The 23,083-nt window shown below is 66.1% G+C and carries 21 protein-coding genes and 1 tRNA gene; 7 read left to right on the forward strand and 15 right to left on the reverse strand.

All coding sequences use genetic code 11. The features are described from left to right. Positions 1-6: 6 nt before the first annotated feature. Positions 7-471 carry an FHA domain-containing protein gene (locus tag OIU93_RS14375; RefSeq protein ID WP_264270763.1) on the reverse strand — a complete coding sequence of 155 codons (465 nt, stop codon included), beginning with the start codon at positions 469-471 and terminating at the stop codon, positions 7-9. 168 nt (positions 472-639) lie between these two features. On the opposite strand from OIU93_RS14375, the gene OIU93_RS14380 reads away from it, so the two are divergent. Beyond that, the gene (locus OIU93_RS14380; protein ID WP_264270764.1) at positions 640-1,308 is read left to right on the forward strand and encodes a hypothetical protein; all 669 of its coding nucleotides are present in this window, start codon (positions 640-642) and stop codon (positions 1,306-1,308) included. A gap of 591 nt (positions 1,309-1,899) precedes the next feature. Here the strand turns inward: OIU93_RS14380 and OIU93_RS14385 are convergent. From OIU93_RS14385 to OIU93_RS14425, 9 genes are all read right to left on the reverse strand, one after another. Beyond that, positions 1,900-1,973: transfer RNA gene (locus tag OIU93_RS14385), tRNA-Pro, on the reverse strand. An 84-nt stretch (positions 1,974-2,057) separates the two neighbouring features. Continuing rightward, a complete protein-coding gene (der, locus tag OIU93_RS14390; protein ID WP_264270765.1) occupies positions 2,058-3,596 on the reverse strand; it encodes a ribosome biogenesis GTPase Der in 1,539 nt (512 codons plus the stop codon). A gap of 142 nt (positions 3,597-3,738) precedes the next feature. Continuing rightward, the gene (cmk, locus tag OIU93_RS14395; protein WP_264270766.1) at positions 3,739-4,401 is read right to left on the reverse strand and encodes a (d)CMP kinase; all 663 of its coding nucleotides are present in this window, start codon (positions 4,399-4,401) and stop codon (positions 3,739-3,741) included. Then, positions 4,401-5,504 carry a prephenate dehydrogenase gene (locus OIU93_RS14400; protein ID WP_264270767.1) on the reverse strand — a complete coding sequence of 368 codons (1,104 nt, stop codon included), beginning with the start codon at positions 5,502-5,504 and terminating at the stop codon, positions 4,401-4,403. Before OIU93_RS14400 ends, cmk begins: the two co-directional genes overlap by 1 nt. A gap of 4 nt (positions 5,505-5,508) precedes the next feature. Beyond that, a complete protein-coding gene (locus OIU93_RS14405) occupies positions 5,509-6,582 on the reverse strand; it encodes a pseudouridine synthase (protein WP_264270768.1) in 1,074 nt (357 codons plus the stop codon). Positions 6,583-6,612: 30 nt separating this feature from the next. Beyond that, positions 6,613-7,242, reverse strand: coding sequence for an SMC-Scp complex subunit ScpB (scpB, locus tag OIU93_RS14410; RefSeq protein ID WP_264270769.1), 630 nt, complete (start codon positions 7,240-7,242; stop codon positions 6,613-6,615). Continuing rightward, a complete protein-coding gene (locus OIU93_RS14415) occupies positions 7,239-8,153 on the reverse strand; it encodes a ScpA family protein (RefSeq protein WP_264270770.1) in 915 nt (304 codons plus the stop codon). Before OIU93_RS14415 ends, scpB begins: the two co-directional genes overlap by 4 nt. Beyond that, positions 8,153-9,049 (reverse strand): ParA family protein, encoded by an 897-nt coding sequence (locus OIU93_RS14420; protein WP_372342937.1) that lies wholly within the window; start codon positions 9,047-9,049, stop codon positions 8,153-8,155. The genes OIU93_RS14415 and OIU93_RS14420 overlap by 1 nt, the downstream gene beginning before the upstream one ends. Positions 9,050-9,265: 216 nt before the next feature. Next, complete coding sequence (locus OIU93_RS14425; RefSeq protein ID WP_264270771.1) at positions 9,266-10,582, reverse strand: cation:dicarboxylate symporter family transporter; 1,317 nt, start codon at positions 10,580-10,582, stop codon at positions 9,266-9,268. Between the two features lie 200 nt (positions 10,583-10,782). Here OIU93_RS14425 and OIU93_RS14430 point away from each other — a divergent pair, with 200 nt between their 5' ends. Both OIU93_RS14430 and OIU93_RS14435 read left to right on the forward strand, forming a co-directional pair. Then, on the forward strand, positions 10,783-12,474 hold the full coding sequence (locus tag OIU93_RS14430) for a sensor histidine kinase (protein WP_264270772.1): 1,692 nt from the start codon (positions 10,783-10,785) through the stop codon (positions 12,472-12,474). Between the two features lie 48 nt (positions 12,475-12,522). Then, positions 12,523-13,233: a response regulator gene (locus tag OIU93_RS14435; RefSeq protein WP_264270773.1), complete on the forward strand. Its 711-nt coding sequence runs from the start codon at positions 12,523-12,525 to the stop codon at positions 13,231-13,233. 10 nt (positions 13,234-13,243) lie between these two features. Here the strand turns inward: OIU93_RS14435 and OIU93_RS14440 are convergent, their stop codons facing one another. Further along, a complete protein-coding gene (locus OIU93_RS14440; RefSeq protein ID WP_264270774.1) occupies positions 13,244-15,148 on the reverse strand; it encodes an AMP-binding protein in 1,905 nt (634 codons plus the stop codon). Positions 15,149-15,310: 162 nt separating this feature from the next. Here OIU93_RS14440 and OIU93_RS14445 point away from each other — a divergent pair, with 162 nt between their 5' ends. The 4 genes from OIU93_RS14445 to OIU93_RS14460 are packed head-to-tail and all read left to right on the forward strand — an operon-like array spanning position 15,311 to position 19,557. Next, complete coding sequence (locus tag OIU93_RS14445) at positions 15,311-15,958, forward strand: GntR family transcriptional regulator (RefSeq protein ID WP_264270775.1); 648 nt, start codon at positions 15,311-15,313, stop codon at positions 15,956-15,958. Next, a complete protein-coding gene (locus OIU93_RS14450; protein WP_264270776.1) occupies positions 15,955-17,472 on the forward strand; it encodes an MmgE/PrpD family protein in 1,518 nt (505 codons plus the stop codon). The genes OIU93_RS14445 and OIU93_RS14450 overlap by 4 nt, the downstream gene beginning before the upstream one ends. Position 17,473: 1 nt before the next feature. After that, positions 17,474-18,403 (forward strand): methylisocitrate lyase, encoded by a 930-nt coding sequence (gene prpB / locus OIU93_RS14455; RefSeq protein WP_264270777.1) that lies wholly within the window; start codon positions 17,474-17,476, stop codon positions 18,401-18,403. Positions 18,404-18,420: 17 nt separating this feature from the next. Then, positions 18,421-19,557, forward strand: coding sequence for a bifunctional 2-methylcitrate synthase/citrate synthase (locus tag OIU93_RS14460; protein WP_264270778.1), 1,137 nt, complete (start codon positions 18,421-18,423; stop codon positions 19,555-19,557). 91 nt (positions 19,558-19,648) lie between these two features. On the opposite strand, the gene OIU93_RS14465 is transcribed toward OIU93_RS14460, so the two are convergent. The 4 genes from OIU93_RS14465 to xerD are packed head-to-tail and all read right to left on the reverse strand — an operon-like array spanning position 19,649 to position 23,064. Next, the gene (locus OIU93_RS14465; protein WP_264270779.1) at positions 19,649-21,013 is read right to left on the reverse strand and encodes a hypothetical protein; all 1,365 of its coding nucleotides are present in this window, start codon (positions 21,011-21,013) and stop codon (positions 19,649-19,651) included. Further along, positions 21,000-21,515, reverse strand: coding sequence for an RNA polymerase sigma factor (locus OIU93_RS14470; protein ID WP_264270780.1), 516 nt, complete (start codon positions 21,513-21,515; stop codon positions 21,000-21,002). The genes OIU93_RS14465 and OIU93_RS14470 overlap by 14 nt, the downstream gene beginning before the upstream one ends. Before the next feature lie 40 nt (positions 21,516-21,555). Beyond that, positions 21,556-22,119: an 8-oxo-dGTP diphosphatase gene (locus OIU93_RS14475; protein WP_264270781.1), complete on the reverse strand. Its 564-nt coding sequence runs from the start codon at positions 22,117-22,119 to the stop codon at positions 21,556-21,558. Between the two features lie 18 nt (positions 22,120-22,137). Further along, positions 22,138-23,064, reverse strand: a complete 927-nt coding sequence (gene xerD / locus OIU93_RS14480) for a site-specific tyrosine recombinase XerD (RefSeq protein ID WP_264270795.1) — start codon at positions 23,062-23,064, stop codon at positions 22,138-22,140. Positions 23,065-23,083: the final 19 nt, after the last annotated feature.

The following is a 23,083-nucleotide window of genomic DNA, read 5'->3' on the forward strand; positions in this document are numbered from 1 at the left end:
TCCTGCTTAGTCGCGGACGTTGGCCGGGTTGTTGGGCAGTGCGTTATAGAAGGTCAGCCGGAATTTTCCGATCTGCACCTCCGAGCCGTTGGCAAGGCGCACCGAATCCACCCGGTCGTTGTTGACGTAGGTTCCGTTCAACGAACCGCTGTCGACCACGCTGAACCCTGAAGCATCACGAATGAATTTTGCATGCTTGCGCGAGACAGTGACGTCATCAAGGAACACACCGGCGTCCGGATGGCGTCCTGCCTGGGTCATATCCTGGTCCAGCAGGAAGCGTGCTCCCTGGTTCGGTCCGGAGTGCGCGATCAACAATGCGGAGCCTTCCGGCAGCGCGGAGACGGCGGCGCGTTCTTCAACACTCAGACCGTAGAAGACAACTGGTTCACGCGTTACCGGCGGCAAGGCAATTCCCGTTGTTTCGGTAGACGACTCGTGCTGCTGGTTAGGCACCTGAGCTTCAGCCATTTCCGGTCCTCCAAAAATCTTTATCATAATTCCCTGTGGACGTTGCCCGGCCCCAAAATGGGGCAATCGTCCTATCACCAGATTAGCCTACTAGCCACCGGTCAGTTTTCGTGAATAACGAGACAGTTAATCTCCACAGTTGCGCGGTCGGCGTGGGAGGATGCAGGCATGCCTGATTTCGAGAAAAAAGACCAGTCACCCACGGTGGCCACCCGGCAGGCCGAGCCCAAGCCCCGGTGGGGCCTGCGGATTGGGCTGGGCATAGCAGCGGTGGCGCTGCTGGCGATCGTCTACCTTATCGTCCGCCTGTTCCTGCCCGTTTGGTGGGCCACGAATATCGGCAATCAAACCCAGGGGTCACTGAGCAGCGGAATCATCCTTGGACTCGTGTATGGCTTCGTCTTCACCTTCGTTCCCCTGCTCATTATCTGGCAGGCCCGGTACAAAAAGGTGTCATGGCCGTGGAAGTCAGTGATTGTCATAGTCGCTATCCTGCTGGCGATCCCGAACTTGCTGACCCTGAGCATCTATGCGAACTCATCCAGTGCTGCCGCCAAGGCCAGGTCGATGATCGACATCAGCGCCACGTATTTCCCGTCCTGGTCCATTGGCGGTGCGGCAGCCGCCCTGGTGCTCTTCGTGGGCATTGCCGCGTTCTGGCACCTGTGGCATTCGCGTGGCAAGAAGTTGAAGGCCATGAAATCAGACATGAAGACCCAGGCCGCACTGCGGGACGCCGAGTCGTCCGCCCCGACCGCCGAATCGGGAAGGGACGGTTCCCGGCCCGTGGCCTGGTCGCCAACGGAGAACGCCGAGCATCCCAAATCCGCCAACTGACACCCTGTGCCGCCTGAACGCATTTAGCGGCGCCTCTCCAAGCATCTCCGCCCATCCGGCGGGAGTCTTGGCGGGGCGCCGTTCGCGTTTGGCCAACTTCTGGCTGGGCAGTTCACAGATGAACCACAACCGCACCCACCCGAGAAAAAGATCCGGCTAATTCGTCGCGACCCTAGACATTGCCAACGACTTCACCTTAGTCTTGGTGAATAGCTTTCAGTGAACGCTATTGGCGGATCTCCAATGGCCGCCGGACGTACCCATGTCCGCGATGCGGATTCCCCCAAGGTCCACATCGAAAATGAGCCCCGCCGGTCTCCGGCGGGGCTCATTCGTGCGTTCAGCCGGGTCTAGCTGGGGCCCTGCGCCCCCGTCCGCCAATAAGCTGGCCAAAGCCGGTTCGCAAGACGGCGTGTCCTCGGCTTTTGGCTGTCAGCTTCACAAGCGCCTGAACGACTTACCTTTCCGACTCCAAACCTCCGGCAATTATCGAAATCTAGTCATGACGGCGGGAACGGTGAGAGTCACCGGGACATGGAAAAACCCCGGCAGTTCAACGCTACTTCGTTGATCTGCCGGGGTTTTAACCGGTCGGGCTAGCGGGATTCGAACCCACGGCCTCCTGACCCCCAGTCAGGCGCGCTACCAAGCTGCGCCATAGCCCGGTTGCTTTCGCAGCCGTTCTCCCTCACTCTCGTGAAGGTGCCGTCTGCGAAAAGCTCCGTGATTACCCTACCCTATTTTTTGGGCTACTTCGAACGCTGGCGCTTTTCGCGCACTCGCATCGACACTTCAATGGGGGTTCCCTCGAAGCCAAAGGTCTCGCGAAGCCTGCGGGTAATGAATCGGCGATACCCGGGATCCAGGAAACCTGTGGTGAACAGCACAAATCGCGGCGGACGCGAAGAGGCCTGGGTGCCGAAGAGAATACGCGGCTGCTTGCCTCCGCGCAGGGGGTGCGGGTGCGCCGCCACAAGCTCGCCCAGGAAGGTGTTGAGCTTGCCGGTGGAGATGCGCTTGTCCCAGGATTCCAGGGCCGTGTGCAGGGCGGGAACGAGCTTGTCCTTGTGCCAGCCGGTCTTGGCCGAGATGTTCACGCGCGGGGCCCACTCCACGTGCGCCAGATCGGTCTCGATCTCGCGCTCCAGGTAACGGCGGCGGTCATCGTCCATCAGGTCCCACTTGTTGAACGCGAGCACCAGGGCACGGCCCGAGTCGATGGTCATCTGCAGGATGCGGACATCCTGCTCCGAAAGGACCTCGTCGACTGCCAGCAGCACGACGGCAACCTCGGCCTTTTCCAAGGCGGCCTGGGTGCGCAGCGAGGCGTAGTAGTCAGAGCCCTGTGCCATGTGCTGGCGGCGGCGGATTCCAGCGGTGTCAACGAAGCGCCAGACCTCGTCGCCCAGTTCTACGAGCTCGTCGACGGGGTCGCGGGTGGTGCCGGCGAGGGTGTCAACGACCACGCGCTCGGAGCCGGCCATCTTGTTCAGCAGCGAGGACTTGCCCACGTTCGGGCGGCCGACCAGCGCAATGCGGCGCGGGCCGCCGCGCGGGATGATCCCACCGAAGGCAGAGTACTCGGGGAGCTTGGCCACAACGGCATCCAGCAGGTCCGCTGCGCCGCGGCCGTGCAGGGCCGAGACCGGCCAAGGCTGGCCGAAGCCAAGGCCCCAGAGGAAGGAGGCGTCGGCTTCCTGATTGGCGTCATCGACCTTGTTGGCGACCAGCAGCACCGGCTTCTTCTTCCGGCGCAGCATCTTCACCACTGCCTCGTCGGTGGCGGTTGCGCCAACGCGGGAGTCAACGACGAAGAGGATGACGTCGGCGATGTCAGCGGCAACCTCGGCCTGCTCTGCCACTCGGGCGTGGATGCCCTTGGCGTCGTGCTCCCAGCCGCCGGTGTCAACCACGGTGAAGTTGCGGCCCGCCCATTCGGCCTGGTAGGACACGCGGTCGCGGGTCACGCCCGGGACATCCTCCACGACTGCCTCGCGGCGGCCCAGGATGCGGTTGACCAGCGTGGACTTGCCCACGTTGGGGCGCCCGATGATGGCCAGGACCGGCGGGATGACCTCGTCGGCGTCGTCGTCGAAGTCATCGCCCAGGTGCGCGAGCAGCTCGGCGTCTTCCGGGTCCAGGTCGTAGTCATCGAGGCCGGCCAGCAGCGCGGTGGCGCGTGCGTCGGCATCCTCGTCGCTGATTTCGGCCAGGCGGTCGGCGATGTGGTCCTCGTTGTTGAACGGGACGTACTCGGCGCCCTCGTCCGGAAGCAGGCTCTCACTCATGGTGTGGTTCCTTTGCGTTGCGTGCCTCCACCAAACGCGGAAGCCGGTATCAATTCAAGCATGTACCCCGCCTTGGCGCGCAGCATTCGCTGCGCACCGGGGCGGGGATGGTGATCCGCCGGCGGCGGATCGGGAGGTTCTATTAGTCGGCCTGGGCCTTGATGGCCTCGAGCACGGCTGTCACCGTTTGCTCGAAGTCCATCTCCGAGGAGTCCACGGTGGCCACCCCGTCGGCGGCGACGTGGAAGTCCACCACCGTCGAGTCCTTGGCGTCGCGGACGAGCACCTGGGCCTGCAATTCGGCGTCCGACTGGGTTCCGCCGAGCTGCAGGCCGCGGCGGCGCAGGCGCGCCTCCTCGGAGGCGGTGAGCAGGATGCGGGCGTCGGCGTCCGGGGCCACCACGGTGGTGATGTCCCGGCCCTCGGCAACGATGCGTTCGTGCGCGGCAATGATGGCCCGCTGCCGTGCGACCAGCTCGGCCCGGGCGGCAAGGTTGGTGGCCACCGCAGATACGGCCTCGGAGACAAACGGTTCGCGGATCGCCTCGGTCACGTCGGTGCCGTGGATGGTGATGCGTTCCACGTCCGGATCGGTGGAGATGAACAGGTCGGCCGCCTTGACTGCGGCGGCAACCGCCTCGGCGTCGGACAGGTCGGTGCCGGCATCCAGCGCGTGCCAGGTCACCGCGCGGTACATGGCGCCGGTGTCGAGGTAGGCGGCACCCAGACGGCGCGCCGTTTCCTTGGATACCGAGGACTTTCCGCTGCCCGAGGGGCCGTCGACTGCAACCGTGATTTTCCGCATTACTGCACTACCTTCCATCCAAGTGCGCTGAGCACCGTGATCAATTCTTCCCGGCGTCCGGGGATGACGGAGATGTCTACCAGCCCGACCTGGTGCCCGGCGGAGTGTTCCATCCGCAGGTCTTCCATGTTGATCCCGGCGTTCCCGACGTCGGCCAGCAACCTGGCCACCTGCCCCGGCTTGTCCTTGACCGCGACGGTGACCAGGGCGAAGGCCTGCGGCGGCGCGCCGTGCTTGCCAGGGATCCTGGCCTGCCCGGCGTTGCCCTCCCCCATCAGCTGGGCGAGATCAAGCAGCGCACCGGGGGCCGAGGGATCCTCGAGCGTAGCGACAAGCCGCTGCAGGTCCTCTTGCATGCCGCGCAGGATCGGCACCAGAGCGCCGGCATTGTGGCTGAGGATCTGGATCCACAGCTTCGGGTCCGAGGCCGCGATCCGCGTGGTGTCGCGCAGCCCGTTCCCGGCAAGCGCCAGCGAATGCCCCGGCGCGTTCAGCAACCGGGAGGCAATCAGCGAGGAGGCCACCTGCGGGAAGTGCGAGATCAGTGCGACGGCCGCGTCGTGGTCGGCGGCATTCATCCGGGCGACCGTGGCCCCCAGGTCGATGGCCAGCGCCTCGGCGGTCTTCACCGAGTCGCCGCGCGATCCGGCATGGGCACAGATCACCCACGGCATGGAGGTGAACAGTTCGCCGCGGGCAGCGGCCGGGCCGGAGCGCTCGCGCCCCGACATCGGGTGCGTGCCCACGTAGCGGCTCAGGTGTTCCTCGCCGATGCGCGGATCCGCCCGCACGGCCTCGAGGATCGAGCCCTTGACTGAGGCGATGTCCACCACGGTTGACATCGGGAAGTCGAGAAGGGCCTGCGCCACGACCGCGGCGGTGACGTCCGGCGGGGCGCCGACGACGACCAGCTCGGGTGCCAGCGGGCGCCCGGGGACGTGAATGGTGCCCGCGCCGATGTCCTGCGCGACGATTTGTGCGCTGGGCGAGGGGTCGGCAAGCCAGACGTTCAGTCCGCGCTGGCTCAACCCCAGCCCGACGCTGGTGCCCAGCAGCCCGGTGCCGATGACCAGAATCGGTCCGGCCAGGTGCGTGGTGGGCATGTGGCTACATCCCCACCATTGCCAGCAGGTGCCCGACTTCCTGGTTGCCCAGCGGGCGGATGGTGCCCTGCTTCTGGTCGCCCAGGCGGATCGGGCCGACCTGGACGCGGACCAGGCGGGTCACCGGGTGTCCTACCTCTTCGAAGAGGCGGCGGACGATGCGGTTGCGGCCCGAGTGCAGGATGACTTCCACGAGCACGTGGCCCGGGGTGGAGTCGACCAGCTTGAAGGAATCGACCGACTGCCAGCCGTCCTCGAGCTTGATTCCCTTCTTCATCTGCGCGCCGATGCCGGCGGCCATCGGTCCGCGGACCTGCACGAGGTAGGTCTTGGGGACCTCGTAGGACGGGTGGGCCAGCCGGTTGGCGGCCTCGCCGTCATTGGTCAGGATCAGCAGGCCCTCGGTTTGGTAGTCGAGGCGCCCGACGTGGAAGAGGCGCTCCTGGCCCTTCTTGCGGATGAAGTCAGAGATGCACTTGCGGCCCTCGGGGTCCTCCATGGTGGAGACGACGTTGCGCGGCTTGTTGAAGACGAAGTAGCGCATGTCGGCGTTCAGCTGCAGGCGCATGCCGTCCACGTGCACGGTGTCGCGCTCGGGGTCGATGCGGATGCCCGCCTCGGTGATCAGCACGCCGTTGACCTCGACGCGGCCGTTGGCGATCATTTCCTCACAGACGCGGCGCGAGGCCACACCCGCGTTGGCCATGACCTTCTGCAGGCGCACGCCCTCGAGATCGGAGTGGGCGGCGGCTGCCTGGGCCCGCTGCGTGGGCTTGGTGCGCTCGGTGTTGACCGGGCCGAGGTTCTTGCCGAAGCGTTCCTTGCCGAAGGCCTGGGGACCGGTGTACTTCTTCTTGCCCGGGGCACCCGACTTCTTGGACTGCTTGGGTCCGCCGTGTGCCTTGGACCAGGATCCGGCAGATGACTCGTTGCCGCCTTCGGAGCCCGGGCGCGGGTTTGACGAGCGTGGATTTTGGTTGGAACGGCCAGCACCGGTTGCTCCTCGGCCGCGGCCGTTGCCGGAGCCGGAGCCTTGTGGGCGCTGGTTGCCGCGGCCTGGGCGGGATCCCTGGTTCATGATCTGTCCTTATGTTGTTTCGTGGTTCGCCTATTGCCAGGGCGAATCAACGTCATAGTCGTCGATGTCACCCACTCCGGGAAGATGCGGGGAGAGCCTGGGCAGCTCGGAAACGCTGCCCAATCCCAATCTTTCCAGAAAGTACGAGGTGGTCTGATACAACGTGGCACCACTTTCACCGTCGTCGAGTGCTTCGTGGATCAGCCCGCGCGTCAGGAGTGTGCGCACCACCGAATCGACGTTGACCCCGCGAATCGCCGCGATCCTGCCGCGGGAAACCGGTTGCCGGTAGGCGATCACTGCCAAAGTCTCCAGCGCTGCCTGGGTAAGTCTTGCCGTTTGGCCGTCGATGACGAAGCGTGAAACGAAGGGAGCAAAATCACGTCGGGAGAAGATGCGCCAGCCGCCGGCCAATTCACGCAGCTCAAAACCGCGTGGTGTATCCCCACCATCATACTGTGCCCGCAGCTTTTCAAGGGCCGCTGTGACGCGTTCCTCACTGACCTCAAGCACCTGCGCGAGGTGGCCGGCGGCGATGGGCTCGTCGATCACCATCAGCACCGCCTCGATGCCGGCTTCCAGCCCCCCGGGCAGTGCGTCTATTGCCGACCCGGCGGCTTCGGGAAGCCCCCCGGCGGCAGGTGTGGCGGTGTGGTTCATGGATTTCCCCCCTGCGGGTCTGGTGCCAACGTGGTGGATGTCTCGGACGGTTCAGCGGCCACGGGTTCGTATTCCTCTTTCAGCGCGGCAGGGTCCCAGTCCGCATCGGGTTCAAGCCAGCGCACGTTCAGCGCATCCAGCGGCGCATCCTGGGAAAAGGCGATCACCCGTTCGCGATACATTTCCAGCAGCGCCAGGAAGCGGGCCACGACCTCCAGGTGGCTTGCCGCGTCGGCGACCAGCGCGGTGAAGCTCAGCGAGCGGTGTTCCTTCAGCAGTGCTGCCAGGATGCCTGCCTGCTCGCGCACCGACACGGTGCCGCCGTGCAGGTGCCCGGTCCCGACCTCGGTGGGTGCCGGTGCCTTGGGTGCCAGGGCTGCGGCGGCCAGCTGCGCCAGCGCCTCGGGGCTGGTCTTGAAGACCAGTTCGGGAAGCAGCGCGGCGAAGTGCGCCTCCAGGCCCGCCTGCCGCGGGAAGCTGGTGGCTTCCTCGTGCAGCTTCCCGGCGATCCAGCCGGCGGCGTGCTTGAACGCCTTGTACTGCAGCAGCCGGGCGAAGAGCAGGTCGCGGGCCTCAAGCAGGGCCATGTCCTCGTCGTTTTCCGTCTCGCTGCCCGGCAGCAGGCGTGCCGCCTTCAGGTCAAGCAGCGTGGAGGCGATGACCAGGAACTCGGTGGTCTCATCCAGCGCCTTGGACCCCGGCCGGGCCTGGAGCAGCTTCAGGTAGGCGATGAATTCGTCGGTGACCTCTGCCATGGCGATCTGGGTGATATCCATTTCGCGCTTGGCTATCAGCGAGAGCAGCAGGTCGAAGGGGCCGGAAAAGTTTTCCAGCGAAACCCGAAAACCACCGGCCGAATCGTCTGGGACGACTCTGCCGGTGGCGGTGGTTTCGGCGGCGGGTGCCGTCATTACGGGGCGCCGCCGCGGGAGATCAGTTCCCTGGCGAGCTGGCGGTAGGCCTCGGCACCCGGGTGCGTGGTGGCGTAGCTGGTGATGGGTTCGGCAGCAACGTTGGCGTCGGCGAACTTGATGGTCCGGCGGATGACCGTCTCGAAGACGGTGTCCCCGAAGGCCTCGACCAGCCGGCCGACGACCTCGCGGCCGTGCAGCGTGCGCGGGTCGTACATGGTGGCCAGCACGCCGTCGATGGCCAGGGCGGGGTTCAGCCGGTCCTGGACCTTCTCGATGGTCTCCACCAACAGGGCCACGGCACGCAGTGCGAAGAACTCGGCGGTCAGCGGGATGATCACGCCGTGGGCGGCCGTCAGCGCGTTGACGGTCAGCAGGCCCAGCGAGGGCTGGCAGTCGATGAGCACGATGTCGTAGTCATCGGTCACCGAGCGCAGGGCACGTTCCAGGACCTGTTCGCGGGCGACTTCGTTGACCAGCTGCACCTCGGCGGCGGAGAGGTCGATGTTGGCCGGCAGCAGGTCGACGTTCTCGACATCCGTGCCCAGGATGGCGTCGCGGATCTCGGTCTTGCGGTCCATCAGCACGTTGTAGACGGTGACGTCGAGTTCGTGCGGGTTGGTGCCAAAGCCAGCGGACAGGGCGCCCTGTGGGTCGAAGTCGACCAGCAGCACCTTGCGCCCGTATTCGGCCAGGGCCGCCGCGAGGTTGATGGTGGAGGTCGTCTTGCCGACGCCGCCCTTTTGGTTGACCATGGCGATCACGCGGGCCGGGCCGTGGGATTCCAGTGGCTGCGGTTCGGGGAAAATCGTCATCGGGCGCCCGGTGGGCCCCATGGGGGTGGGCTCCTTGAGCAACCCCACGCCTCGCGCCTTGCTGCCCTGTTCCTCGCTCACGGTATGAACCACGCTTCCGTTCGTTGTGCGATCTGGTTGACTACTTGTTTCAAGGGTATAGGTTGTGCACCGGCCTTTGCCCAACCAGCGTCACGGCGAGCCTTTACCTTGAAGTTGAAGTCCAACGTTGGTTTGGTGCCGGACGCACCAACGCCAGGGCCCCGGATGCGGGGGTCCCTGGCGCTGGTACCGGGTGCCGCGGAAGCGGCGCCGGTGTTAGTGCTCGTTGGCGGTCAGCGAGAGCTCGTCGAAGGGACGGTCCCCGGCAAGCACCGAGCGGGCCTGCTCCATGTCGATCTCCTTGGTCCACTTGCCGATCAGCAGCGTGGCGACAGCGTTGCCGGTGAAGTTTGTCAGTGCGCGGGCCTCGGACATGAACTTGTCGATGCCCACGATCACGCCCATGCCGTCAAGCAGTTCCGGGCGGTGCGACTGCAGTCCGGCCGCCAGCGTTGCCAGGCCGGCGCCGGTGACCCCGGCGGCGCCCTTGGAGGCGACGATCATGAAGACCAGCAGGGAGATCTGCTCGCCGATGTTCATCGGCATGCCCATGGCGGTGGAAACGAACAATGCGCTCATGGTCAGGTAGATCGCGGTGCCGTCGAGGTTGAAGGAGTAGCCGGTGGGAACCGTGATGCCCACGACCGGCTTGGAGACGCCCACGTGTTCCATCTTGGCGATCAGGCGCGGCAGGGCGGACTCGGAGGAGGAGGTGGAGAAGATCAGCAGGTATTCGCGGGCCAGGTACTTCATCAGCGCGAAGATGTTCAGGCCGGTCACGGCGCGCAGCAGCGAGCCGAGGATCACGATGATGAACAGGGCACAGGTGACGTAGAAGGCGCCCATGAGGATGGCCATGGAGCCGATGGCTGCCCAACCGGTGGCGCCGACGACCGCGGCGATGGCGCCGAAGGCACCGATCGGGGCGGCCCACATGATCATCATCATCAGGCGGAAGACCACGGCCTGGATGTTCTTGATGGCACCGAGCACCGGCTCGCCGCTCTTGCCCATGGACTGCAGGGCGAAGCCCACGAAGAGCGCCAGGACCAAGGTGGGCAGCACCGGGATGTCGCCCGGGATCAGCTCGAGCAGGAACTTGACGGTGGCGTTTTCGGCTCCGCCGGCGGCACCCTCATAGGGCTGCAGCTGCAGGCCGGAGCCCGGGTGGACCAGGTTGCCGACGAACAGGCCGATGGCCAGGGCGAAGGTGGACATGGTGATGAAGTAGAGCAGCGCGAGCCCGCCGACCTTGCCGACCGTGGCGGCCTTGGCGATCGAGCCGATGCCCAGCACGATGGTGCAGAAGATGACAGGTGCGATGATCATCTTGATCAGGGCGACGAAACCGGTGCCCAGCGGCTTGAGCGCCTTGCCGAGGTCCGGGGCCACCAAGCCGATGGTGGCGCCGGCGACCACGGCTACGATCACCATGATGTACAGCCAGTGGGTGCGGTCCTTCTTGAGAGGTGGTTCCTGGTTCCCGATGGGGTCCCGGTCCAGGACTCCGCTCGATGCCGGCGTCGTTGCCATGATGGCTCCTTCTGGAAAATGTTGCTTCGGTGTGGGGTGGCGGCGATTGGATGCGCCGTGAGCTCTTCATCCATGGTGGGGCCCGGAGTGATCGAGATCTCTCTTGTGTTCATAATGGTCATGGCGGGTTTGTTGACGTGCCACCCTTGAGGTGCGCGTTGCGCGCCACCGAGGAACCACACGAAGGGGGGAAACCGCCCATGCCAGCAGCCGATCGCCGCTCCCCCGCCGCGCATCCGCGCGGCCGCGGCCCGTATTCGCTGGCCGCCCGCATCTTCGTCGCGCAGCTGGCGCTGGTGGCGCTGGTGGTGTCGGTGGTCAGCGCCGCGGGCTACCTCAATGCCCGCGCCCAGGCACACGATTTCGCCGCCAAGCGGGTGCTATCCGTCGCCGAGACGCTCTCGCACGATCCGTTCGTGATCGACGGGGTGCAGCTTCCCGACCCGTCGGTGGCGCTGCAACCCTTTGCGGCGCAAATCCTGGAACACGCCCAGGTGGATTTCGTGACCATCATGGACACCGACCGCACCCGCTACACCCACCCCACTCCAAGCGAGATCGGGCGCAAGTACGTAGGCAGCGTCGAGCGGGCCCTGGCCGGGGACAGCCAGGTGGAGGACTATCCCGGCACTTTGGGCCCCTCGGTGCGAGCCATCGCCCCGATCCGCGATCCCGGCGGAAACGTGATCGCGATGGTCTCGGTGGGCGTGACCCTGCAGTCCCTGAGTGTCACCCAGGCAGCCCTCATTCCCGCCACGCTGCTGGTGGGGCTGCTGGCGGTGGGCCTCGGGGGCGTGTTCACCTATGCGCTGTCCCGCTACCTGCGCCGCGCCACCCTGGGCTACGGCCCGGAGGAGCTGCGCCGGCTCTACGCCTATTACTTTTCCGCGCTGCATTCGCTGCGCGAGGGACTGGTCCTGGTGGATGCCAAAGGCCGGCTGGTGCTCTACAACGACCAGGCCGCCCAGCTGCTGGGCCTGCCGCCCGCCGGTTCCCTGCGCCCGCTGCCGGTCGTGCAGGTGGGGCTGCCGGAAACGGTTGCCGAACTCTTTGCCTCGGGCCGGCGCGCCACCGACGAGATCCACCTGACCCAGAACCGGGTGCTGGTGATTTCCCAGCAGAACGCCGAGCAGCCCGATTCGGATCCCGGGGCGCGGGTGCGCTGGACGCTGCGCCGCAAGCAGGTGGAGAGCTCGCTGGGCACGGTGGCGACGCTGCGCGACCACACCGAGGTCCAGGCGCTGACCGGGCAGCTCGAGTCCCTCACCACGCTCACCGAGGCGCTGCGCGCCCAGACCCACGAGCACGCCAACCGGCTGCACACCGTGGCCACGCTCATCGAGCTGGGCCGGGAGCGCGAGGCGCTGGAGTTCGCGGTGGCGGACCGTCAGGAGTCCCAGCGGCTCACCGACGAGTTCGTGCAGGCAGTCGACGAGCCCTACCTGACTTCGCTGCTGGTGGGCAAGGCCGCGCAGGCCCACGAACGCGGCATCACGCTGACCTTCTCCGCCTCGGGGCACCTGCCCGCCGGCGCGCTGGATGCCAGGGACCTGGTGACGATCACCGGGAACCTTTTGGACAACGCCTTCGATGCCGCGGCCGGGTCGGAGCAGCGCCGTGTCTGGGCCGACTTCGCCGCCGACGACGACTCGGTGGTGGTCTCGGTCGCCGATTCCGGGCCAGGCGTCGACCCTGATTTGCTCGACGAGTACTTTCGGCTGGGTGTTTCCTCCAAGCCGGTGGCCGCGGGAAGCGGGTCGCGCGGGCTGGGACTGGCGCTGGTGCGCCAGGCGGTCGCACGCCTGGGCGGGTCCCTGGAAGTGGATAATGATGCCGGGGCCATTTTCACCGTGACGCTGCCGCTCTCCCGGCCGGTGCGTTCCGCGCCTTAGGCCGCCGGCACCCGCCCCACACCAAGACCCCCCAGGAAGCACAGGTACATGGATCCGCACAGAGACCTCCGCGTTCTCGTGGTTGACGACGAGGCCACCACCGCCGCTGCGCACGCCAAGTACGTCGCCCGCGTCCCCGGCTTCGAGGTGCAGGCCATTGCGCACAGCGGCCAAGAGGCCTTCGCAGCCCTGGATGCGGCCCAGGAGGCCGGCACGCCCATCGACCTGGTGCTGCTGGACATGAACCTGCCCGACTTGCACGGATTGGACGTGGCCCGGCGGGTGCGTGGGCGCGGCAACACCGTGGACATCATCGCGATCACCGCGATCCGGGACCTGAACGTGGTGCGCACCGCCATCTCCGCGGGCGTGACCCAATACCTGATCAAGCCCTTCGGCTTTGCCGCGTTTTCCGAGAAACTCGAAAACTACCGGATGTTCCGCTTCAACCTGGGCACCACCGGCCAGTCGGCCTCCCAGGAGTCAATCGACAACGCCTTTGCCGCTCTGCGTTCGGTCGGCCCGGCCCCGCTGCCTAAGGGGCTGATCACCGAGACCCTGGGCGCCATCGCCGAGGCGCTTCGCTCGGCGAGCGCGGCACTCTCGGCCACCGAGGTATCAGAATTGCTGGACCTCTCCCGCGTCACCGCACGTCGCTACCTGGAGCACCTGGCAGAGACCGGGCAGGCCGCCAAGGCCCCGCGGCACGGGACCCGGGGGCGCCCGGAGTACGAATACAGCTGGCGCCCCAGGGCGTAGGCCCCCTGGCCTACCGGCCCGCCGGGCGCAGGAACGGGATGAGTTCATCGATGACCGCCGGGTCCTCGATGGTGGAGGGCACCGCGTAGGGCTTGCCGTCGGCGATCTGCCGCATGGTCTTGCGCAGGATCTTGCCCGAGCGGGTCTTGGGCAGCGCCGCCACGATGCGGACCTCGCGGAAGTCCGCGACCGGGCCGATGTGGGCCCGCACCATCGCGACAAGTTCCCCGGCCAGATCCTCCTCGGAGATCCCTGCCCCGCTCTTGAGCACCACGTATCCGCTGGGGCGCTGGCCCTTGAGCTCATCGGCGACCCCGATGACCGCGCATTCCGCAACCGCGGGATGGGAGCCAAGCACCTGTTCCATGGCGCCGGTGGAGAGCCGGTGCCCGGAGACGTTGATGACGTCGTCGGTGCGGCCCATGACAAAGAGGTAGCCGTCGGCATCGAGATAGCCGGAGTCCCCCGTGGCGTAATAGCCGGGGAACTGCTCCAGATAGGTTTCGATGAAGCGCTGGTCGTTTCCCCACAGCGTGGCCAGGGTGCCCGGGGGCAGCGGGAGCTTGATGGCGATGTTGCCCTCTTCGCCTGCCCCCACCTCGGCACCGAGCCCGTCGAGGATCCGCACGTCGTACCCGGGCACCGGGACAGTGGGAGAGCCGGCCTTGGGCTCCAGCACCTCAAGGCCCACGGGGTTCGAGGCAATGGGCCAGCCGGTCTCGGTTTGCCACCAGTTGTCCACCACCGGCACCCCGAGCTTTTCCCCGGCCCAGGCGTAGGTGTCGGGGTCCAGTCGCTCCCCCGCCACGAAGAAGTTCCTGAGGCTGGACAGGTCGTAGCCGGCCATCAGCTCGGCGGCGGGGTCGGCCTTGCGGATGGCGCGCAGCGCGGTGGGAGCGGTGAAGAAGGTGTCCACCTTGTGGTCCTGAATGAGCCGCCAGAAGGCCCCTGCGTCGGGGGTGCCCACGGGCTTGCCTTCGTAGAGGACCGTGGTGGCACCGGCGATCAGCGGGCCGTAGACGATGTAGGAGTGCCCGACCACCCAGCCGACGTCGGAGGCGGTGAGCATGGTGGAGCCCGGTCCAACGCCGTAGATGTTGCGCATCGAGAAGTCCATGGCCACCGTGTAGCCGCCCGAATCGCGCACCACGCCCTTGGGGGCGCCGGTGGTCCCGGAGGTGTAGAGGATGTAGAGGGGGTGGGTGGCGGGCACCGGAACCGCGGCGGCGGGTTCGGCGAGCGCGGCCAAGTCGTCCCAGTCGTGCCAGGTGGCGTCGGTGCCGGCGAACTCGGAGCGCTGGTGCGCGAAGCCGTCACGGTGGTGGACGATGACGGTGGAAACCTTGTGGCCGGCCATCCCCATGGCCTCGGCGACGGCGGGCAGGTATTCGATGCGGCGCGAGGGCTCGATGCCGCCGGTCGCGGTGACGATGGCGGCAGGGGTGGCGTCGTCGATGCGTGCGGCCAGTTCCTTGGGGGCGAATCCGCCGAAGACCACCGAGTGCACAGCGCCGATGCGGGCGCAGGCAAGCATGGCGATGTGTGCCTGCGGAATCATCGGCAGATAGATCAGCACCCGGTCGCCGATCCCGATCCCCGCATCCCGCAGGACACCGGCGAACTTCTCGACCTTGGCCAGCAGCTCGGCGTAGCTGAAGCGTTCCTGGATGCCCAGGACCGCGGAGTCGTAGATCAGTGCGGTGTTCTCCCCGCGACCCGCCGCAACGTGGCGGTCCAGGGCGTTGTGGCAAACGTTGAGGACCCCGTCGGGGTACCACGCATAGATCGGCGCGCGGCTCTCATCCAGTCCGGCGGTGGGCTTCTGCTCCCAATCGATTGATGCGGCCGCATTGAGCCAAAAGGCTGCGGGGTCGGTCTTGGCTTCGGCAAAGGTCTGCGCGTAGGTCGGTGCCATGCGAACCGTCCATCCATTCGTATCAGGTACTTGATCGGGTCCCACTGAGCATATGACTCCCGCCACACAATTTCAAGATGAATGTATACACGAACGGACTATTTTGGAATAAAGTCTCATGCTTCGCGTGACTTTGTGGCTTTTCTGTATACAATTAACGGCATGAGGGCAAGCGACAAGGCTTATGAGGCACTGCGAACGGACATCGTCGAATGGCGGTTGCGTCCCGGTGCCGTGCTGGGCGAGGTTGAACAGGCCGAACGCCTAGGTGTTTCACGCACCCCGCTGCGTGAGGCCCTGGCCCGGCTGGTCGCCGACGGGCTGGCAGTTCAGCAGCGCGGCCGCGGTGCCGTGGTCTCCGACGTCTCGAGCGAGCACGTTGACGACCTTTTTGACCTGCGTCGCGCCCTCGAGGTCGAATCCGCCCGCATTGCGGCGCGAAAAGCCGAGCCGGCCACCTTTGCGTCGCTGCGCTTCCGCTTCCTGGAGGCGGGACGCTGCACCGGCCCCGAAACCCGCGAGGCCTACTACCTGTTGGCCGGGGAACTCGACAGCTGCATCGATGCCGCGGTGGACAACCCCTACATCGAACAGGCCCTGCGCTCACTGCGGGTCCATCTGGCCCGGGTCCGCCGCCTGGCACAGGACGACCCCGAAAGACTGGCGAGGTCCGCGCTTGAACACGCGGCGATCGCCGAGGCCATCGCGGCCCGAAATCCGGAGGTCGCCGCGGCGGCCACCCAATTGCACCTGCACCACAGTCTTGAACACATCAAAACCCATGCTGGACCCCGAGAGGACACCCCATGATCAACCACCCCGTACGCGTGTACCGCAGTGAAGAAAACCTTGCCCGCGAGGATCAGCTCGCGCACAAGATCGCTACCGTTGCAGCCGACCCGGTAGAGGTCACCGCAGAGGTCACCGAGATGATCATCAACCGCATCATCGACAACGCCTCCGTTGCCATTGCCTCGCTGAACCGCGGTCCGATCGTTGCAGCACGTGCCCAGGCCCTGACCCACGCCCCGTCCACCGGCGGCAAGGGTGCCTCGGTCTTCGGCATCACCGAGAAGGTCTCCCCCGAATGGGCAGCCTGGGCCAACGGCGTGGCGGTGCGCGAGCTCGACTACCACGACACCTTCCTGGCCGCCGAGTACTCCCACCCGGGCGACAACATCCCGCCGATCCTGTCGGTGGCACAGCACACCGGGGCTTCGGGCAAGGACCTGATCCGCGGCATCGCCACCGGCTACGAGATCCAGGTCGACCTGGTCAAGGCGATCTGCCTGCACAAGCACAAGATCGACCACGTGGCACACCTGGGCCCGTCGGCCTCCGCCGGCATCGGCACCCTGCTCGGCCTGGATGTCGAAACCATTTTCCAGGCCGTGGGCCAGGGCCTGCACACCACCACCGCCACCCGCCAGTCGCGCAAGGGCGAGATCTCCACCTGGAAGGCCCACGCACCTGCCTTCGCCGGCAAGATGGCCGTCGAGGCAGCGGACCGCGCCATGCGCGGCCAGACCTCGCCGGTGCCGATCTACGAAGGCGAAGACGGCGTCATCGCCTGGCTGCTGGACGGGCCGGACGCAGCCTACGAGGTTCCGCTTCCGGAGGCCGGCGAAGCCAAGCGCGCCATCCTGGACACCTACACCAAGGAGCACTCGGCCGAATACCAGGCACAGGCCTGGATCGACCTGGCCCGCAAGCTCAACCGTGAACACCCGGAAGCCGCCGACGCCAAGAACGTCGCCTCGGTCCTGATCAAGACTTCCCACCACACGCACTACGTGATCGGCTCCGGCGCCAACGACCCGCAGAAGTACGATCCGACCGCCTCGCGCGAGACCCTTGACCACTCGATCCCGTACATCTTTACCGTCGCCCTGCAGGACGGCGCCTGGCACCACGTGGATTCCTACTCCCCGGAGCGTGCGGGACGTGCCGACACCGTGGAACTGTGGAACAAGGTCACCACTGAGGAAGACAAGGAGTGGACCCGCCGCTACCACTCGCTGGACATCAACGAGAAGGCCTTCGGCGGCTCGGTGGTCATCACCTTGGCCGACGGCACCGTCATCACCGACGAGATCGCCGTGGCCGACGCCCACCCGTTGGGAGCCCGGCCGTTCGCCCGCGAGCAGTACATCAACAAGTTCCGCACCCTGGCTGCCGGCCTGGTCGAGGAAGACGAAATCGACAGGTTCATCGCAGCTGCCGAAAACCTGGAGAAACTGGGTGCCGGCGAGCTTGACCAGCTGAACATCGTTGCCGCCCCGGGCGTCATCGACCTCGCGGCAGCCCCGAAGGGACTGTTCTAACATGTTGTACTCCACCACCACCCCGGAGCAGAAGCGCGCGGCACTGCGCGATATGCTCGTGCCGGGAACCGCACGCCAGTTCCCCGGGGCCTTCAACCCGCTCTCGGCCCGGTTGATCGAGGAAAAGGGCTTCGACGGCGTCTACATCTCCGGTGCCGTGCTGGCCAATGACCTTGGACTGCCGGACATCGGGCTGACCACGCTCACCGAGGTGGCCACCCGTGCCGGGCAGATCGCCCGGATGACCGACCTGCCCTCGTTGGTTGACGCGGACACCGGATTCGGCGAGCCAATGAACGTGGCCCGCAGCATCCAGGAACTCGAGCATGCGGGGTTGGCCGGCTGCCACATCGAAGACCAGTTCAACCCCAAGCGCTGCGGCCACCTCGACGGCAAGAACGTCGTGGACCTGGACACCATGGTCAAACGCATCGCCGCGGCGGCGGATGCCCGGCGGGATTCGAACTTCCTGATCATGGCCCGCACCGACGTGCGCGCCGTGGAGGGGCTCGATGCAGCCATCAACCGGGCCAAGGCCCTGGTGGATGCCGGCGCGGATGCCATCTTCCCGGAGGCCATGAAGGACCTTTCCGAGTTCGAGGCAGTCTGCAAGGCGGTTGACGTGCCGGTGTTGGCGAACATGACGGAGTTCGGCAAGTCCGACCTGTTCACCCGCCAGCAACTGGCGGATGTCGGAGTGGCCATGGTCATCTACCCCGTGACGCTGCTGCGCAGCGCCATGGGAGAGGCCGAACGCGTCCTGGATGCGCTTGCAGCCGACGGAACCCAGGAGTCTCGGGTAGATTCAATGTTGACGCGTGCGCGTCTCTACGAGCTGGTTGACTACGAGGCGTACAACCGCTTCGACACCGGGATCTTCAATTTCCAGGTCCCTGATCTGGATATCCATTCAAACAACGCGAATTTGTAGGAATCAGGAGCGAAGTGATGACTGAAACTGAGATCAAGAAGGGCCTCGCCGGCGTCGTCGTCGACTACACGGCGGTCTCCAAGGTTAATCCGGAGACGAATTCGCTGCTATACCGTGGATACCCGGTCCAGGACCTGGCCGCCAGGAAGAGCTTCGAGGAAGTGGCCCTGCTGCTGTGGACCGGAGAGCTGCCCACTGAAATCGAGCTCACCGACTTCGTCGCCGCCGAGCGGGCAGGGCGCGCCCTGGCCGCCAACGTCAAGGCCGCCATCGACCTGCTGCCGCTCGATTGCCACCCGATGGACGTGGGCCGCACGGCGGTCTCGGTCATCGGCGCCAACCACGCACTGGCCGACGATTCCTCCCCCGAGGCCGAACTCATCAAGGCCAAGGAACTCTTTGCCGCGTTCCCTGCAGTTGTCGCGTACGACCAGCGCCGCCGCCGCGGCCTGGGTGTCATCGAGCCACGCGAGGACCTGGACTACTCCCAGAACTTCCTGTGGATGACCTTCGGCGAGGAAGCCGCACCGGAGGTGGTCGACGCGTTCCGCGTTTCGATGGTCCTCTACGCGGAGCACTCGTTCAATGCCTCGACGTTCACCGCCCGTGTGGTCACCTCCACCCTCTCGGACCTGCACTCGGCCGTCACCGCGGCCATCGGGGCGTTGAAGGGGCCGCTGCACGGCGGCGCCAACGAGGCAGTGATGCACACCTTCCACGAGATCGGCATCGACAAGAACGAATCCCGCCAGGATGCCGCGGCCCGCGCCAAGGCGTGGATGGAGGAGGCCCTGGCCGCAAAGAAAAAGGTCATGGGCTTCGGCCACCGTGTCTACAAGCACGGCGATTCCCGCGTTCCGACCATGAAGGCTGCGCTGGACAAGATGATCGCCTACTACGGCCGTAGTGAAATGCTCGGGCTGTATGACGGACTCGAAGCGGCCATGGACGAGGCCAAGGCCATCAAGCCGAACCTCGACTACCCGGCCGGCCCAACGTACCACCTGATGGGCTTCGACACCGAGATGTTCACCCCGATCTTCATTGCCTCGCGCATCACGGGTTGGACAGCACACATCATGGAACAGCGCGCGTCCAACGCGCTGATCCGCCCGCTGTCCGAATACAACGGCCCGGAGCAGCGCGCGCTGTAATCATTCGGGACCTCAGCACGTTGCGAGGGAGTTGGCCGGGACCCAAAATGGGTGCCGGCCATCTCCCTCGCTTTCTTGTTCGTGCCTGTGCCTACGTGAGTCTCAACGACTCGGCAACCTCGATGGCCCGCAGGTACTCGCTGGATTCCAGGTAAGCGTCGCGCTCGGCCGCGTTCTTGAACCCCATGGGTCCGGTCCAGGCGTCCGATTGGACCATCTTGCCTTGGTAGTGGAAGGCGGTGGCCAGGTCGCAGAGCTTGCCCTCCGTGGCGCTGTCGACCGGGACCAGCGAGACCACGGATCGCTCGATCCCGAAGACGTCGGTCTGGGTGACCAGACCCAGGCCCAGCTTCCCCTCGTCGACCTCCACGGAGGTGGGGTTCAAGCCATGCAGCGTGTAGGTCCCCTCCGGGTCGCCGCAGCTTTCGGAACCGTCCTGGCCGGGACGGTCGTCGGGGAAGAGGCCGAGGTTGAAGACGGCCTTGCCGTGCGCATCGAAGAACATCAACTGGTAGGTTGCCGCGTCCCGTGGATCCGCCGTGGCGGGATCCATGGCCTTGCCGTCCTCGTCGCGCATGTTTTCGTACATGCTCCATGACGGGTGGGTGACTTCCAGGACGGAGTTGCCGTAGGCGACGCGTTCGGCCCCGTTCTCGGCTTCCATCCACGAAGGCACGTTCGGCCCGAAGAGCGTCGCGGCGACCTGCCGGGGTATTTCCTGGTCCTTGATGGCCCGGTCCATGCGTTTCTCGGGCGTTTCATCCGCTTCGTAGGTGTACCCACGCAGCAGGGGCCAGCTGAGGTGTTCTTGGTGCACCTCCACGCCGTCCTCGGCGATCTTCAGGGGCGAACTCACCCAGCGTCCCGCGTCGGGATCCCACTTGGCTATTAGCATGCCACCGGAAACGTCGTCGACGTTAAGCTCGGTGCGATACCGATCCGATGGCGTGAAGGCCGCGAATCCCTCCAGGCAACCAATGAGCGAGAAGGATTCGGCATCCAGTCCCGGATTGCTGAGCTTGCCGTTGCCGTCGGCGAACTGCATCTCGGGCAGCGACAGGGCACTGCAGGCCTCGTCGTCGGCGAAGTGCGCGCCGTCGTAGGCGGGGAACAGTTCGTTGGGCAACTGCAATGATTCCGGTTGTGAGGTCGGATCGGCCGCGCCGGTTTCCGACGGCACGGGGGCCGTGGGGCTTGGCGTGGGTGTTATGGCCGGTAGCGGGTCCGGAAGCGGGGCGTTCCACGGTGACCAGACGATCACCGCGGCCACCGCTGCGGCGGTGAGCATCCCCCCCACTGCCACGGGGCGCCAGGAGCGCCGCTGCTTGGGTGTTGCGCGCACCTTTTGCTGGGTAAAGACCGGGCGTGGTTCTTCCAGGTCCAGGGGAAGGGGCCCGGCGGAGTCCCGGCGCATGCGCGGGTCGGCGTCTCGCAGGAGCTGTTCAATGTTGTCCATTTGAGGTTCCACCCTTCAACATCTGGTTCGGTGCCTTCTTCGAGAAGGCCTTGCGCGCCCTGAAAAGCCGGGACTTGGCCGAGTCGGGCGAGCAATCGAGAATGGCCGCGATTTCGGCCAGGCTCAGTGAATCCCAATAGGCGAGCATCAGGATTTCGCGTTCCTGCGGGCGCAAGGTGTTCAGGACTTCGCGGACCGCGGCACCGGGGTCGTTATCCTGCGGGCGGCGGGCCAGTTCACTGCTGCCCAGCTTCTCGACGAGGCTGCGTTGGCGGCGTCCGGCCCTGTGCTCATTGGCGACCAGGTTCCGCGCTGTCACCAGCAGCCACGGCAACACATCTTCCGACGGCTCCTTCTGGTGCTGCCAGGCGATGCGGAAAACGTCGTTGGTGATCTGCTGGGCGGACTGCACATCGCTGGTGCGCCGGTACACGTATCCGTAAACGCGCTGGGAGTACTGCCGGTGCAGTTCTTCCACGTGCAACGCGGTTCTCGCTTCCACGGGTTCTCCCCCTTCACGGCACCCGATGTCGGATGCTCCACTATGCCTGGGTAATGTCCGGGAAGTCGGCTTCGGTTGCATCAGCGGCGGGAATTCCATGTCCCGGCCAGTTGACGGTGGAAAAGCCGTCCACCGATTCGTTGTCGGCGGCAAGGCGCACCAGGGCGTCGAAACGTTCACCCGACAGGATCCGCCCCAGCCACAGAGCCGAATCGTCCCACATCCGATCCAACGGCAGGTTCTCCACCCGATGCCATTCCGGGGCAAGCTCCGCCGAGGGCCGGGCCATGCCGGTGAAAGCCGAAGTGAGGTAGATGGTGCAGTCCATGTCAGCGGCGGGGTTCGCGGGGAAGCGGAAGTAGACCCGGGCTGCGGGCAGCAGCGATGCAATGTCGGCGACCAGCGAGGTTTCCTCGAGCAGTTCGCGCACCGCGGCGGCCTCGGGGCTCTCCCCCGGCTCGATCTTTCCGCCCGGGGCAACCACCCGTCCGGCACCGAACCCGCGCTGTTTCAGCCCCAGCAGCACCTCGGTGCCGTTTGCCCCGTGCTCCACGGGCAGGCACAACACGACCCGGGTGGGGGTTTGCGTCGATGCGTGCTCCATGGCTGGCAGCTCTTTTCCCTAGTTGTGGGCCCGCGGGTGGGCTGCCGCGTAGATTTCACGCAGCGTATCGGCCGTGACCAGCGTGTAGACCTGGGTCGTGGTCACCGAGGCGTGGCCCAGCAGCTCCTGGACCACGCGAACGTCGGCCCCGCCCTCGAGCAGGTGGGTGGCGAAGGAATGGCGCAGGGTGTGCGGGGAGACGTCTTGTTCGATGCCCGCCCGTTCTGCTGCCTTGGTGAGCACCGACCAGGCGGATTGGCGCGAGAGCCGTCCGCCGCGCTGGTTCAGGAAGAGGGCGGCAGTGCCCTTGCCCTTGGCCACGAGCTCGGGGCGCCCCCGGACCAGGTATGCGTTCAGTGCGTCAATGGCGTAGGAGCCCAGCGGTACGATGCGTTCCTTCGAACCCTTGCCGAAGAGCCGCACCACCGCCGGCCCGCTGGCCGGGCGTTCCAGGTGCAGGTCATCGACATCCAGGCCCACTGCCTCCGAGATGCGGGCGCCGGTGGAGTATAGGAATTCGAGGATGGCCTTGTCGCGCAGGCCCGCGGAAGTCTCGATGGAGACCGAATCCAGGATCGCGGTCACCTGTTCGACGCTGATGGCCTTGGGCAGGCGGCGCCCGGGTGCCGGCGGGTGCAGGTCGACGGCGGGGTTGGTGGGTGCCAGCCCCTCAAGTTCCCAGAACTTGTGCACTCCGCGCACCGCGACGATGGTACGCGCCGCCGAGCGTGCGCTCAGGGGCGCAGCTCCGTCGGCACCGTCGCGCACGGCCTGCGCGAAGGAGGTCAGGTGACCCAGGGTCACCCGGGACGGTTCGTGCACATCCTGGGTGTGCAGAAAGGAAACGTAGCGGTACAGGTCCCGGCGATAGGCGCTGACGGTGTTCTTGGCCATGCCGCGTTCCACGGCCAGATGCTGCAGGTAGGTCGCCAGGTGCTTGCCCATGGGCAAGGTTGCCGGGTCT

The organism is Paeniglutamicibacter sp. ZC-3 (genome assembly GCF_025847175.2).
Classification (GTDB): Bacteria; Actinomycetota; Actinomycetes; order Actinomycetales; family Micrococcaceae; genus Paeniglutamicibacter; species Paeniglutamicibacter sulfureus.